13 protein-coding genes and 1 pseudogene are annotated in these 15,286 nt (G+C 39.5%); 2 read left to right on the top strand and 12 right to left on the bottom strand.

Annotation, left to right across the window (positions count from 1 at the left end; translation table 11 throughout):
- Positions 1 to 68: 68 nt before the first annotated feature.
- The 5 genes from ST37_RS10130 to ST37_RS10105 all read right to left on the bottom strand — a co-directional run bounded on the left by ST37_RS10130 (position 69) and on the right by ST37_RS10105 (position 4,958).
- On the bottom strand, positions 69 to 317 hold the full coding sequence (locus tag ST37_RS10130; RefSeq protein ID WP_084885917.1) for a hypothetical protein: 249 nt from the start codon (positions 315 to 317) through the stop codon (positions 69 to 71).
- Complete coding sequence (locus tag ST37_RS10125) at positions 305 to 1,096, bottom strand: nucleotidyltransferase domain-containing protein (RefSeq protein ID WP_084885915.1); 792 nt, start codon at positions 1,094 to 1,096, stop codon at positions 305 to 307. The genes ST37_RS10130 and ST37_RS10125 overlap by 13 nt, the downstream gene beginning before the upstream one ends.
- A 10-nt stretch (positions 1,097 to 1,106) precedes the next feature.
- Entirely contained in the window at positions 1,107 to 2,336 is a 1,230-nt protein-coding gene (locus ST37_RS10120; RefSeq protein ID WP_172400977.1) for a polysaccharide biosynthesis C-terminal domain-containing protein, read from the bottom strand.
- Positions 2,337 to 3,086: 750 nt separating this feature from the next.
- The gene (pyrF, locus tag ST37_RS10110; protein ID WP_084885910.1) at positions 3,087 to 3,794 is read right to left on the bottom strand and encodes an orotidine-5'-phosphate decarboxylase; all 708 of its coding nucleotides are present in this window, start codon (positions 3,792 to 3,794) and stop codon (positions 3,087 to 3,089) included.
- A 9-nt stretch (positions 3,795 to 3,803) separates the two neighbouring features.
- Entirely contained in the window at positions 3,804 to 4,958 is a 1,155-nt protein-coding gene (locus tag ST37_RS10105; protein ID WP_172400976.1) for an aminotransferase class V-fold PLP-dependent enzyme, read from the bottom strand.
- Positions 4,959 to 5,894: 936 nt separating this feature from the next.
- Here ST37_RS10105 and tmk point away from each other — a divergent pair.
- A complete protein-coding gene (gene tmk, locus ST37_RS10095) occupies positions 5,895 to 6,500 on the top strand; it encodes a dTMP kinase (protein WP_172400975.1) in 606 nt (201 codons plus the stop codon).
- A complete protein-coding gene (gene pyrF / locus ST37_RS10090) occupies positions 6,490 to 7,344 on the top strand; it encodes an orotidine-5'-phosphate decarboxylase (RefSeq protein ID WP_172400974.1) in 855 nt (284 codons plus the stop codon). The genes tmk and pyrF (ST37_RS10090) overlap by 11 nt, the downstream gene beginning before the upstream one ends.
- A 64-nt stretch (positions 7,345 to 7,408) precedes the next feature.
- Here the strand turns inward: pyrF (ST37_RS10090) and ST37_RS10085 are convergent.
- The 7 genes and pseudogenes from ST37_RS10085 to ST37_RS10055 all read right to left on the bottom strand — a co-directional run.
- Positions 7,409 to 8,197 (bottom strand): annotated as a pseudogene (locus ST37_RS10085) (IS256 family transposase); the annotation flags it as partial.
- A gap of 472 nt (positions 8,198 to 8,669) precedes the next feature.
- On the bottom strand, positions 8,670 to 9,563 hold the full coding sequence (locus ST37_RS10080) for a hypothetical protein (RefSeq protein WP_084885900.1): 894 nt from the start codon (positions 9,561 to 9,563) through the stop codon (positions 8,670 to 8,672).
- A gap of 8 nt (positions 9,564 to 9,571) precedes the next feature.
- Positions 9,572 to 10,222, bottom strand: a complete 651-nt coding sequence (locus ST37_RS10075) for a hypothetical protein (protein WP_084885898.1) — start codon at positions 10,220 to 10,222, stop codon at positions 9,572 to 9,574.
- A 2-nt stretch (positions 10,223 to 10,224) separates the two neighbouring features.
- A complete protein-coding gene (locus ST37_RS10070; RefSeq protein ID WP_084885896.1) occupies positions 10,225 to 11,088 on the bottom strand; it encodes a TIGR04255 family protein in 864 nt (287 codons plus the stop codon).
- Between the two features lie 273 nt (positions 11,089 to 11,361).
- Positions 11,362 to 11,844 (bottom strand): GNAT family N-acetyltransferase, encoded by a 483-nt coding sequence (locus ST37_RS10065; RefSeq protein ID WP_143698180.1) that lies wholly within the window; start codon positions 11,842 to 11,844, stop codon positions 11,362 to 11,364.
- A gap of 330 nt (positions 11,845 to 12,174) precedes the next feature.
- Complete coding sequence (locus ST37_RS10060) at positions 12,175 to 14,268, bottom strand: AAA family ATPase (RefSeq protein WP_084885892.1); 2,094 nt, start codon at positions 14,266 to 14,268, stop codon at positions 12,175 to 12,177.
- Positions 14,269 to 14,420: 152 nt separating this feature from the next.
- Positions 14,421 to 14,966, bottom strand: coding sequence for a hypothetical protein (locus ST37_RS10055; protein ID WP_084885890.1), 546 nt, complete (start codon positions 14,964 to 14,966; stop codon positions 14,421 to 14,423).
- Positions 14,967 to 15,286 lie beyond the last annotated feature (320 nt).

The raw sequence follows: 15,286 nt of genomic DNA, 5'->3' as shown, positions 1-15,286 counted from the left end.
TCCACTATAACCTGATCTACTGTTCCTGCTGTGTACAAACATATTTTCGAAAGCAGTGAAATTGTTACTCACCTTAAGAAACCAGCAAGAGCAAGCTCCTTAACGACTTCTAGAACCCTACTTTCGTGACTAGTTCCAAAGCGTGCCTCAACCTTCGCTAGTATAGAGTCATCATCTAAACCATTAAAAAGTGATCTAACTACAAAAAGCTCAAAATCATCTAGCTCAAAGCTCTCCGCTTGTTTAGATAGTATATTCTTTCCATCTAAAATTCTGACCTTAGCAGTAAGAGCGATTCGGGATTTTAGTAGATCCATTGGTAGCCCTCAGCAATAGCACGGTTACAGACATCAAACTTCGATTGAATAGAAGCATTATTAACTAGCATGCCCCTTAGTTCGCCCACTAAAGTAGAGCGAGAGCCTCGAGAAACGTAAGGCACCCATTTTTCTCTGTCAATATAGATATGCTCTTTAAAGCATAGCAACTTGATACACTCTGAAACCAAAAAGTTCAATTGCCACTCCCCAGATTCAAAATCCCCAACCTCCATGAAACCCGTAAAGTCGTCATACTTGTTTTCACATTCCCCTAATGATAGAGCTCCGAACCATTTAAACAACTCAGCATCAATGCAGGATCTAGTAAAACTCTTGTGCCAAAGAGAGTCCTGAGAGCTTGTGCCACAATAGAGTCGTCCGAGAATTTCTTGAACCTGCTTAAAGTGGTATTTCTTGTCGACGTAACGTAGGGCGCGTAACTTTGAGTTTGCATAGTCAATCTCTGCTACGCTTTGAATGGCATTTTCTAAAAAGTTTTCACTTACGACCCTGACGTCTACATCAACCCCTGAAACCTGAGTGTTAAACTGAGGGAATATACTTCTCGTATCCAAAGCCAAATCGTTAATTCGAGTAAAATCTGAGCTTCTGACAATAGCATAGGAATCAAGGTCGGAATTAGGTGTCCCATGCCCTTCGGCAACCGAGCCAACAAATACCAAATCAAGCGGAGCACAACCTAAAAGGCTAGTGTACTCACTGCCAACAGAACCACTATTTTCCCCAAGAAAGGTCTGTAAATCTAGATAATCCATTATTCTACTCTTATACAAGGTTAGCAAATTTATGATGGGACTTTTTAGCCCTGACTTTCACCATCATCAAAAGAACAGTTAGCACCTCGAAAAACACATAAGCCAAAGATAAGTATAGAAGTTTGCCCTCGTGCTGCGCTGTGTTTAAGAAAAGCGCGAAAGGAACTATACCCACCCAAAGTTTCACTTGCTCAATCATAAAATACTCTTTATGGAGCTTTAGCACATCCATTATTCCACTACCAATGATTAAGCTAACGGATTTTAAGAACCCATATAATGAAAACATCATCACTATTAGTAGAGTGTTTTCTAAATTCACTAGCCCAGGTAAATAGTACGACTCGTTAGCAAATAGTATTAAAAAGGTAACTAGGCCCATAATCATCGGTAAGTACAGAATTCCAGCACCGAATTTTTTAATTAGATTCTCACTGCTGCCAGATGAAGCAACCTCTATGCTGACGACTACAGATATAGCCTTCCCAGTTGTAAACAATAGTGGGATAACTGTACATATCAAACTATAAATAATGTATTCTTCAGCTGAATAGTCAATGATAATCGCGTTCAGCACAAAGGCTGATAGCGAAATACCTAACCCAGAAGCAGCCATAACGAGTGTTACTCGTGTAAACTCGGGCAGGTCATTAATTTTTGTGTCGAAATAAACCTCTGCGCTAGATATATTTGATGAGTGATACAGCATCCAGGACAGCCTGAAAAGCCGTCCAATTAAACTGCCAATCGCCGCACCTTCGAGCCCAAGCGCTGGAGTGTAGATAGTCCCATTTATTAACACGAAAGATAGGATGATATTTACGGGGACTTCGATGCAAAAACCGTTGAATGGTATACTTGACTTACCAATCGAGCGTAAATAAAATCCGAGCGAAACGGTAATTGATGTAAGAGCTATTATTAAAATACCATAAATCATATACCTATCTATATAGTGCGCAGTTGTTGAATCAACTACTTTTAACGTGTCGAGATGGAAAGCCATCACGCATATTGGAAGCACTAGTATTAACGATATTACAATCCCATAGACTAAGTATGAAATAGTTGATTTACTTGTATTAGAAAAGCTTCTTGCAGTGTAGTTTAAAACACTTTGCGCTACTGCAATTTGCATAGAAAATGCGGTAAATATAATGACACCGGACATAGCAACTGCTTTGGACTCTATCTCACCTATACCAATAACCAAAAGCAAATCTATCGGTGCAACCGACATTGCGAGCAGTCCTTGAAGCCATACATGCATAAAAGTTTTGGAGTTTTTCTTTAGAAACATCGGTAAATTAAACCTGGCTCAATTTTCTTAGATTAACCTAATACAACAGCATACCTAAAGGTAAGTAGTTGCTTTGCAGTTGTAAAATTTCAAAGTACACCATTTCAAAGAAGTGGTGTACTTTTAGCTATAAACAAACGTAATGCACTAAGTTATCGTTTGTTTCCAGATGGGCGCTTATTTGAACGCTTCATACTATTCTCCTTGTATTGTGACCATTTCTATTTTTAAGTGAAGAAACTTTAACTTATCGCTTGTTTCCAGATGGACGCTTATTAGAACGCTTCATGCTAACCTCCTTGTTGAGTAGTTGATGTGTTTATTAAAATTGTTTCTAACTTTTATAGCAGTCAAGTAAAGTCGCAGAAACCTTTGAAAGAGCACTGATAAAGACTGATGGCGAAGTAATTCTACTCGCATTTACCAACCCCCTCGAAGTTATATGAAAAGAAATTCCATCAACTTCCAGTTGGATTCTGTTTAATCGAGAGAAGTAGATAGGGCTATAACCTCGCCTAGACGAAAGGAGTTTAAACTCAAACAAGTCAAATTCTCCTTCTACTTTAAACTGAGTTGCCATGGTCGAGTCCTCGGCACAGTATTCTTCGAGATATATAGAATCTTGTGCAAGAATGCTCTTTATTGGGTTTGAAATTATCATTATTTCTTTGAATACTTCTTAGACATTATTCAATTGGCACACTCTAGAGTCTTTTTCTTATGTTTGATTGCACTCATTGTTGCAGCCTTTATTTCGCTAATTGTTTTTTCCGGGTTTTCGGACTGATAGATCGCTCTCCCGATTATTTCAAAATCAGCACCAGCTGCGATTGCATGGCCATATTTGCCACCCTGTGCCCCTACACCACAACAAACAATTGTCAGTTCTGGCCCTACTATTTCACGAACAGCAGATACTACCTCTGGCCTATTTCCAGGTGCTTGAACGCCAGATAACTGCATATCACGCGCAATTTCGGCAAACTCCTGAGTAAATGTCGATGAAAAGTCGAGGCCGCCCGGGTTTGTCAATTGCGTAATTACAAAAATCTTTGTTGAGGGGCTTTTTGCTCTCATTGAAAGCAAAGAGTCTACACCAATAAACCCGTGAGCCATGACCGCGTCTGCTCCAGCTTCTGCTGCCAATGTAATAATTCTATCGTTGGTTACAGGGACATCTGCAATTTTAATGTCAGCAAAAATAGGTTTTCTATACCTCTCTTTTATATCTGTCAGTATGCTTAGCCCTTCTTTCAGTATTAAGGGGTAGTTAAACTTAATCACATCCACATCATCATGAATTAAATCCAAGATATTAAAAGCATCTTCTCTTGAATCAACATCGAGTGCGAACATGATACCAGTTCGTTGTTTCCACTTAGCATTTGAATTGTTCATCAAACCTCCTTATTTGATTAACTCTAAACAACTACAAAGATAATCAATATCCTCTTCTGTAGTTGTTTTCCCTATACTTATTCTTACGCTTCCCTCTGGATATGTTCCAGCTATTTTATGTGCGTTTATAGAGCAGTGAAGTCCATCTCTTGTAATTATTCCAAACTCGTCATATAAGATTGACGATAAGTCCTTTGGTGATAAAGGTGGTACGTTAATGGTAACTAGACCTTGAGGTATTGATGACCTTGGTAGATATGTAATAACGTGATCCATTTTTGAAAGCCTGTGAACCAGATCGCTTGTGAGTTTCCTTATTTCTTTCTCTACAACAGTTAGATCAAACTTGCCGACAAGATCTAAAGCTGCATTTAGTCCACTAAGCCCCATAGTATTCGGCGTTCCTACTTCGAATTTGTGCGCTCCTCTGTCCACCACTACTTGCTCATGGCTAGACACTCCGGTTCCGCCAAATTTAATTGGTGTGATCGAATCCTTAAGTCGATTGGAAAGGAAAAAACCTCCTATACCATTAGGGCCCCGGAGAGCCTTATGGCCAGGAAATGCCAAGAAATCTATCTTGGACCTCTTCACATTTATAGGTGAGCAACCTATTGATTGCGAGGCATCTACCGCAAAAGCCACGTTGGGATATTTGGCCACCATCAAGCCTATTTCTTCAATGGGAGCCACAAGGCCCAACACGTTTGACACATGATTGACAATAACAAGACGAGTTTCCTTTGTTATCATTGTTTCTATTTGTCTATAGTCGAACCCAGAGTTCAAAGTCGCAGTACACACTGAAATCTTTACATTCTTCTCATTCTTTAATTGATTCAGTGGTCTCGTTACAGCATTGTGCTCCCAAGGTGAAGTAATTACATGGTCTCCTGTTTTTAACAGTCCCATGATTATTTGGTTAATCGATTCAGTTGCTCCGGAGTTAAAGTATATTTCCGCCTCTTCACAATTAATTAGCCTTGCCATTTTTAGTCTTGCTTCATCTACGAAGTTTGCAGAAACCGATTTATAATTCGAACTCCTATTATACCCTCCGACAACAGAGGTTATCGAGTTGTTAACCGCAGCAACTACTGACTCAGGTTTGGGATACGACGTAGAGGCGTTGTCCAGATAACAGGTTCTCTGCGATTCTTTCAAAATAACTCCAATTACAATGATTTAGCATGACATCTTGTTCGAATGGCAAAAAACTTATTTCGACCGCGAGTGAAAAGCAAACGATTGCGTCACGTATGGGATGGTGATCACAGATTAATTACCAAGGCGTAGCAAAATAGACACTTAGATGTAACATCGTGCCCACTAGAACTCTTAAAGGGTCAGCCAGGTTTTGGAAAAACCACAAATAATGTTTTCCAATTGAGTTTATGAAGATGAAAAACAATTTACTAAAAATAATTGAAGTAATTAAAAATAACCAAAGCGAGCACGAACTGTATGACCCCAAATCCTCTTTTGTTCAGAAGGTATCTGCGCTGGTTTTTAGGGCTGATACTCAACAGATTTTAGAGAATGCGAAGGAAATCATAGTTAGCGAGTCATATTGCTCAGGTAGCTCTATTCTCCATGAGAATGGGTTTACAAAGATATCCTTGTACAAAGACCCGAATACACAACTTCAATTGCGGCTTCATTTGTGGCCCGAGGGCGTTGAGGACACTAACATACATAATCACCGTTGGAACTTCCTTTCCTTTTTGGTTAGCGGCGATATGAGTTTTACAAATTGGCTCCCTAGCCCCAGTAATGTTTCGTCTCTGGAAAGTGCGTTATACGAGGTTACTGACGCTAACAAGGATCTAGTGAAGGAACGGACTTTCTTGCGCAATGTGTCGCTAGACGCTCAATGCCAGTATCGCTTAAAGGGGAGTTCTTTACACTTTTGTCATAAGGACACTTTGCATTCTGGAAGTGCTCATAAAAACTCTGTGAGCTTAATGATTACAGGTACACCTACTAAAAGTAGTACTCACGTTGTTTATAGAAGTAAAAAGCGAATGTCTGTAACGAGAAAAAAGCTATCAATAGAACAACAAGTTGACGCAATAGTAAATGGATTTAAGGAGCAACATCATGGGTGACGCCGGTAAGTTAGTAGTAATATGTGGTATCGATGGGTCGGGAAAAACGACACTTGAAGAATCCATCGCCAAAGAGCTTAAAGAACGAGGTATTAGCGTACTTCAAACTAAGCAACCATCAGATAGTTATCGAAAGCATCCTTATGTCCGTTCTTACCTAGATTCGGGGTCAGAGAAGATTTCAATGGAGGCGTTAGCGTTGTTATCAGCCTATGATCGAATGGAGCATATTGAGACAACAATCGTACCTGCTCTAGCAAACGGTACATGGGTGCTCTGCAACCGATATGTTTACTCAGCAATCGCCTATTTCTCGCATCGTGGTGTAGATAAATGCTTTGTTAAAGAAATCAATACAAATGTCATTGAGCCAGATTTTGCATTTCTGACAGATATTCCAGCAGAGAAGGCATGCCAACGTGTGAAAGCGAGAGATGGAGACACCATAAAGTTCGAAGAAAAAAACGTAAGCTTCATGGAGCAAGTTAGACAGACCTTATTGGATGAGTTTCCACAAAAGTTTAGTGTATTGGATGCTCAAGAAAGTAAAGAAGAACTATTTAGAAAAGCTATGGAAACTATTGAAAATGAACTTTGAAAAAAAACTGTCAGCTAGAATTGAAACATTAGGGGCGTTTTTGTGTATAGGCTTAGATCCAGATGATGCCATTCTTGATAAATATGGTTATAGTGACGATGTTTTTGGTTTCAACAAACAACTAATTGATGCCACACACCAGTTTGCAACGGCATATAAGCCTCAGTTTGCACACTACGCTGCCACGGGCAAGGAAGAGCAACTTGCTCGAACAATAGCTTACATAAACTCTACGTATCCGGACATCCCCGTGATACTAGACTCTAAGCGTGGTGATATTGGTTCAACCGCCCAAAAGTATGCTCAGGAATCGTTCGAGAGGTACAAAGTAGACGCAGTTACTTTAAACCCATATATGGGCATTGAAACCCTAAAACCATATTACGAGTACACCACTAAAGCGTGCATTACACTGATTAAAACATCAAACCCCGGCTCTAATGACTTTCAGGAGCTAGTAGTTGGAGACAATAGGAAGCTATATCAAGTTATTGCTGAAAAAGTAACCTCACTTTACCCTCAAGAACAAACCTGTTTCGTGGTTGGAGCAACCAATCCAGATGAAATTGAAACATTGAGAAGAACACACCCTAATGTAACCTTTCTAGTGCCTGGACTTGGTGTTCAAGGCGGGGATTTGGAAAGTGTTATCAAAGGAGGTATGACCGCTGACGGTAAGGGTCTAATTTTAAATGTTTCCAGAGGAATTACCCAATTGTCGGAAATCGCCGATTTCGAAGTCTATCTAAAATCGGTAAGCCTTAAAGCTAGAGAATGGTACAGTGACATTAAAGGTTGCAGACAAAGAGAACTAGAAAACCGGTCCAAGCTATACTCTAAGTAAACTTAGGTTTGCTTCCATTTTTCTCAGAGAAGACCCTGTAAATAATTCTGTGTAACTGTCGGGGTTACATGTATTCAGTGAGTCGGTCTTCGAACATAATCATAAAGCGGTTTAGAGCTTGTCGCCAGTTTCTAATCGGCATAGTCCATTTCTTTGAAGCATCTCGGATAGCCAGGTAGATCACCTTTCTAGCTGCTTCATCCGTTGGAAATAGCTTGCGTTTCTTAATCGCTTTTCTAATAACGCTGTTGAGGGATTCAATGGCGTTAGTCGTGTAAATGGCTCGGCGAATGTCCTCTGGGTAGTTAAACAAGGTGTTGAGGTTGTCCCAATGCGCCGTCCAAGAGCGACTGATTTGAGGATACTTACTGTCCCATCGGTCAGAGAACTGCTCTAGAGCCAGCAGAACCTCATCTTCTGTGGCTGATTGGTAGATTTTCTTCAGATCTGCCGTCACCGCTTTGTAGTCTTTCCAAGGGACGTACTTGACCGAGTTTCGCACCATGTGGACGATGCAGAGCTGTATTTGGGTCTCTGGGAACGCAGTGTTGATAGCGTCAGGAAAGCCTTTTAGTCCGTCAACGCAAGCGATAAGGATGTCTTTTACCCCACGGTTTTGAAGCTCAGTCAGCACGTTGAGCCAGAACTTAGCACCTTCCGTTTCGGAGAGCCACATACCGAGCAGTTCTTTTTGGCCTTCCATGTTGACGCCTAACGCAAGATAGACCGCTTTGTTGATGACCTGTTTGTCTTGGCGTACCTTAACCACAATGCAATCGAGATAGACGATAGGGTAAATTTCGTCGAGAGGTCGCGACTGCCATTCAATCACTTGCTCAAGCACCGAGTTGGTTGGTGCGTCGTTTTCCCATTTCAAATCTCCTTGTGGTGGTTGGAGACTTGATCTTATTCTGCGTGTTAAGTGATTAGGATGCGGGCTTTATGAGGCGCTTACGGATGAACGCAAGTAAAAGTGATTTTTAGATTCTCATTTTTAACTACTAATAACTAACTACTGAAACACAGTATTATACAGTTTATGGTCGAAACAATGAGAAAAAGTAGCGATTAACTGTGGCGTTGATAAGGGTCACTTAATCGACTTAAACACGGAAAGGGGCACAAACGTGTTAGCGGTGGTCTTGCCAGCACATCTCTGAACAAAACCAAGTTAATCGACAACGACATAACATCGTTTTTTTGCATTACTACAACTAAAACTAATGCTTTATAACATTTAACACGCATCTAGGTATCTCGAACATAGCGATATAGATCTTTTAAAAGCGCGTCGTTAGGTGTTGTTAAGCGTGGTTTCAATCTGTCTACTCAGTTTCGTTGTCTGGCCAACACAAGTAATTTAACGTGAGGCTTTTCATGGATAATTCATCTTCTTTGGAGAAGTCTGAAGGAAATTGCGCATAACTTACGTTATTGAGTACTTCTTCTGCACGGTCTATATGCTGAAGCATATTTAAGTTTGATGTTCTTTCAGATGACTGCTCATGTAGGGCTTTGCAATGAAAAGTAAGCTTCTCTTCGAGCATCTCTTGAATGTCTTGAGGACAATCCAAATCAAGCAACAATACTAAAGCCACATCGTACGAATCTGCGTCTTCATCTTCAGGATAAACATACGCATATACATCTATGATTTGATCATGATTATCTTCAAGTAAGTCAGCAAAATCTTCCGTGTTGTTCCATATGTAAGGCAGGAAAGCTTTGTTAAAACCGTCAGGGAACGGCTTACGTATATATTTAGAACTAATCCAAGTAAGAATAATCTCTTGATTACGACGGCTAAGCTCACCAATATTAAATGGGTTTCGTTGTAGCCCGCTAATAAATAACACCTTATCCACAGAGCTAATTGAGGATACACTAAAATCCCAATAGCCATGGTCTGTTTTCATAACAAGACGCTGATAATTCCTACTTTTATGATATCTTGCGTCACGTTTTCCCTTTTTATTAGCTCTATGCTTACCAACAACAACATCCACTGTTGTTACATTCGGATTATGTAAATCACAATCTTGAGAAATTAAGACAAGGATGTCGGTATCTTCTATTTGAATATCTCGACTAGAAATGTCGCTTCTTGTAGAAACTACGTTCGATCTAAGCTCTTCGTCTAGTTCAGCACAAGACAACCAAACGCCTTGGTACAAACCCAAAGCGTCTATCTGCTCATGTATATTCTCAACTTCTGACATTCGTAATCCTAGCGGTGACTAGTAAGGTTTCTTTTTACTTGTTCAATATGAGGAATCTTCTTAACAACTTTCTCTGGCTGCTTCTTCATCGCTTCGTGAACATATTCGATCATCAAAGCTTGATCATATTGTCCTGACTGCAAGTGACCAAGTAACGTCTTTCCGTTAACTTTTACTGACTTCAATACACGACTCACAGATGAGTAATGCTGCTTCACCTGTACCGCTATATCATGTAAGTCACCATAGCAGTCGGCAAATCCTTCTCCTTTCAAGTGATTGTACACCGTAGGCCTTGACACATTGACTATACGTGCAAGTTGAGAAAGGTTTAAACCAAAGACATCTTTGATAGTTGTAATCATTTCGGGAACAGATACAGCGACTACATCACTGTGTTGTTTTGTCCCAATAACTAAATTGTCAGTCAGTTCGCTACTGTCAATATTTAAACTATATACACCATCGACAGCTTTCAATATCTGAACGATCTTGTCACTTATAGCATTTTCAAACACTCGGTTCACTTTACGTACTAGACCATATTGTGAAGTTTCATGCCCTTCAAAGTCGGCAGAATCGTAGCTAAAATAGCTATCATACGTGCGAAAACCAACAACATTCTGAAATACAGAGTTCTCTAAATGATAAGCTTTCATAATTAGGCCTTTTCCTTGTATACCCAAACGTTATCACTCACATCCCTATTTAACATATTAAGAAAAATCTCTTTGCTGTGAGTATGAACTTTATCAAATAGCCCAAAGTCAAAAGAAACTAACTTTGTATCCTCTGATGGTAGCGTTGATGCCTGAGACATTAGTAGCGCATAGTGGTTGTCGGTACTCTCCGCCAGTGCTTTTTCCAATTCAATTGGCATCCCAAACGCTTTGCTATTTTCCATAAGTAAATCTGGTATCAACTTCCCAGCTTTTATAGGCAACTGTTCGAGTGACACATACACCTTTAAGTTAGGTTCTATCACCCTAGAAAAGTCCAATTTACCCATTTGAATTATGTCACCTTGATAATACTTGGATTGACTTTCAAGTGGTAACACAATGGAATCGCTAAAAAAATCACTAAGTTTATATTGCTCATCAAAAGAAGCTACCACATCTACATATGATAAAGTTATCTCTTGTACCAAAGCATTGTGGTAAAAGTTAAAAGCTTTGTTTAACTGGTTAAGTATGGATTTAAACTGACTTATAAAGTCATCAAACCCCTGATAATCAGTTGTTCTGTACTCAACGGCATCGGGCTCGACTACAAGTGAACTTCTCTTGTCAGGCGAGTGATAACACCTTCTTGCATGTGGCGTTGTTTTGGTTGTGCTGCCATCTTTTGGTGAAATGTTAAACTCTAGTTTTGTAACAGTGTCTTCGGTCGCATAGATAAAGTCACTTTCAGACATAACTTGCTGTAAATGAACAACTTGATCTGCTAACAATGGCGCTAGTTCGGTAGTCTTGATACGTCCAACAACATAAACCAACGGCGCTTTTTCGAAATATCCGCTCATACGAGATTAACCAACTTTACACTTAATTTAACACTTAAAGTATAGACATCATAACTGAACATGAAGTTCCAAAATAGGTAAAGTGTCAAATTTTGTGTAAAATTTTATACTGATTTGCACAAGCTGCTTTAGACACTGAGTTAAGTGAGTCTATCTACATCGACACTTTATTATTAGGTTTCCTAATGAGTTCTAACAATATTCGAAACTCATTTTGGGGCAAAAGTGTTCTAGCGCGAAGCGCTACTTTTGACGCCTTTCTTGAGCGACTCACTATGGATTGAGACGCTTGCGGTGACTTACTTTGATTTGACATGCAGGTTCATAATCTAGGGCACAGTAAAAGTCAGCTGCTTTAGATGAATCAGTGAACAGCTGTAGCTCTTCAAAGTGCTTCTGGGCATGACACTCGATTTCTTGCATTAGAGCTTTACCAATACCGACACCACGAACGTTTTTGGATATGTAAAGCCGGCGCACTCGGCCAATGCCGTAACTGTTGCTGTGAAGTTCTTGATTTACTCCACCAATGCCAACTAGCTTACCACCAATGTATACAGCAAAAAGTGCTTCACCAGGTAAATCAAAGCGATTAGTACCATTTGCAAACTCTGAGACAAACCGCTCTAAAAACTTGAAGCCTTCAGATTTGCTTTCAGCCACAAGACAGTTGATCTCGATTGGTAAGTTTTGAATCTGATCAATACGCATAGAATACTCTTCAAAGTCATGGTGCCATTTCAGAGGGAAGGCCACTGCATTCCTCGTTAGCGCTATAATATTGTGCGGGGTCCATGAATTTCATAGTCAGTTAATCTTACAACCGTCTAGTCAGAAACAAATCTACATCGATAAAAAAACTACGGCAAATTGTGATGTCATTAATTTGATAGAACCATGGGCCTAAATCACTTTGGGGCAGAACCTTCTTAGCCGCGACTGTGTCATAACTTGTCTTTGGACAAAACCTTGTCAGCGGCTTAACAAATTAGCATCTCACGGATAATTTCAGGTATTGTAACCCTCCAATCAAGTGACCGAAGTCACTCAGCAACTACAAACGAAATGCTCCCCTAGACATCCCCTTTAAACCCCCGCTTCAACTAAACATTGGTCGCATGATTTAACTACATACTCTGGTATCAAATCAAACTTGGTTGGATCAAGCTGGCATATGTACTCATTTTCAATATGATAAGTTTCGTTAATAAATTTCTGGAGAACAGAGTTTTCCACCTCAACCTCTTCAAACAAACGGAATATTTGCAACTTCTCATAACCACTTGAACAGCAGTCATAAATACCCCTCAATGAAACTTTATCTTTCAATCGTGCAAGAGTTTCCTCGTAACTGAAATTAGTAATACTCGATGAAATCCGGGCAATTCCCTTATCTAGCTTACTGGTATCCATAATTGGGTGACCATCTTCACGAGTATCAATTGCTTCTTCCAATGTTCGTAAATGAAGTAAGTTGGAAAGAACCTGATACGCATCTCCCATGTCATCTACAATCTCGAAATATCGACGTAGGTAGATTAACTTTAGAATTGAGTCAGCGTCGGTAGCTAAGTAATCCGTACAAATTTGAGAAAACGTCTTGATATCATTCTTATCAATAGAAAACTCATTTATTACCCCAGAATCGAATCTCAGATACGAGGCGAATACCTGACTATCAAACTGTTTCTGCACAGCTTTCACGGTATCTATAATAGGTTCAACATCATGAGTAAGCATCAACACAGTCTTGCTCTTTAGGCAGTTCTCGGCCTTTCTTCGAAATAGCATTTCCAAAATTGCATACTTCTTGTTTTTATCAAATGACGAAATCGGATCGTCTAGTATGATCAAGTCGGGCTTTCTGGATAAACACTCGTACATAAACAAGACAATCGCAAATGCATTTCGCTCACCAAAGCTAAGGTGTTGATCTCCACCAGAGACAAAATCATCATGATCAACATGGCGTAACTTCAATTGAGACTTATCATCTTCACCTGAAATTTGTACTTTATATTTATAACCAGCGTAAGATAGAAAACTGTTAATCTCTGTTTGGTACTTTTCTACCAATTTTTTCATTGCACCACGCTGTTGGTTTAGCTTTCCTTGTAACTGACCAGCCTTAACAACAACTTCATCTATCGAATTGTTAATAGTATCTATTTCTTGCTTGGTCGCATCTGAGTTTAGTTCAGTAAGAAAAGCAAGATCTATCTTGTATGCGTTTAACTGATCTCGTACCAACTCATCTTTTTTAAAGTCAAACCCTTTAAGTGCTTTCAACTTAACCAAACGATCGGACAAACGGTCAATCTGCGTTTTGATTTGTTTAAGGTAATCTATATGTTCTGGTTCAAGACCATTTGGAAGAAGAGTTATATCGGTTAGTTTTTGCTTTGCTTCTTCAGTAAAGTAATCACCAAGTTTGTTGATCACATCGATGATCTTTACCAAGTTTTTAATGACATTCTTGTCATATTCCTCACCAACTTTAGTAATTTGTTCTTTCTTTTCCGTAGTATCTGAAGAGCAGTAAGGACAACAATCTGACAACTCGGAAAACTCTTTAGAGCCTTTTGTTTGCCAATCAATCCAAGCTACATTGGAAGAGCTACTGATGAAAGGTTGATATACCTCTAAACCTTCAGGGATATGTTGCAACTTATTTCCCTGAGAAAGACCTTTCATACCTGTCGAGTTTCTTGATAGACCAGTTCTAGTCAAGGTGAAAGCTGTACCTAGCTCATTCAGGTCATTGATGAAGGTTTCAAGGTTTTCATTTTCATCAAATAGCCCTTTGATTTCGTTTACAATGCCTTCGATTTGTTCTTCAACAACATTGTAAGCATCTGTTCTTATGAATATGTCAAAACTATTGCTTACTAACTCGTCTGATTGAAAAGTAAACTGGCGAACATAATCTTCGTTGAAGCACATAACTGAACTGACTTCGGCATCAGCAGCTACGGTTGGGGTTTTGGCATCAGGATTATCTGCTTTCAGCTTAAATGGTATGAGGGAGTCAAGAGAATCATTTTGTGAATGCAGTGTTATGGCCTTTGCTATCGTACTCTTACCTGAGCCATTAGGGGCAAACTTAATGTTTAGCTTTTTTTCTGTCAGAGCAATAGTTGCTGAGTCGATACTGTTGCAGTTTTCTATTGTGATATTCATTTTTTATTATTCCAACCTACCTCATACTACGCAATTGAGCACATCCATCATAAGAGGGAACTGAGCACCCTTTTAAATACGTTGTGAAATGACGCTTTGCGCTAACCAGCCAAATTTGCTCAACACGAAACCATAAACGCCGAGCTATTTTATTACACAGGGCAAAATGTATGCGTGCAATGAGGGTGATCAGGAAGTTTTGGGTCTCTGTTCCACTCACCATCACCATAAGATGACTTCAAGCGTTCTAGCATTACCTGAGCACTATGAGTTGTACCTGCTAGTTGCTGAGAACATTTCGACGAACCTTGTTCGCTCGTAGAATGGTTTACAAAGCAATCGTCACTGCCGCTTTCAATGATAGTCTCCAAAACTGCTTGATTATAGAACCTGCTAACTTGGGTCCTAACTAAACGTTCAGCCCAACTACTAGCAAACACACGGTTGTCGCCAGAAAACATACTTTGCTGGCGAGGTAACCTACTCTCTACGTTAGCAATTGCGACATTTAAGTCTATTTTTAAGTCAAAAAAATCAATTAGGATTTCTCGAAAATCCTCTAATCTACTGCCACCTGTCGTAACTTTACCTGCGATTGCTTCATACTGAACCAAATCCAGTGTTTTGCGTTTAAGAGAAGAGTTATTGGTCAAAGAATCTTGAATTTGATGAAAATCTTCTGCATAGCTAACTGACATATTGCCTCCACTTTTAGTTTATAGGGGAATGAAATATATAACCCTAAGTGCTACATGGAGGTAAATAACCATAATTAAATAGCGGATTATCAATATTACACTAGTTGCATTGATTTTTGAGATCTAGGACCAGATAACTGGTGAAGTCATTGAGGCATGTTTTTGGTTTCGCAATGCTCCATCAAGCTAGGTTGAATAAGACTAAAACAACCCACGTTCGTAAGTTACCTTGCAGTATGAGTTTGATTGCGTTATGTCGGCATTAGTTATGATTGTTCAAATGGAAAGCCCAGAAGTGTTATAAGTAACAACTCTAAACT

Origin of the sequence: Vibrio sp. qd031 (assembly GCF_002100145.1) — a bacterium.
In the GTDB taxonomy this organism is placed as follows: domain Bacteria; phylum Pseudomonadota; class Gammaproteobacteria; order Enterobacterales; family Vibrionaceae; genus Vibrio.
This window is presented reverse-complemented; position numbering and strand designations above follow the sequence as displayed.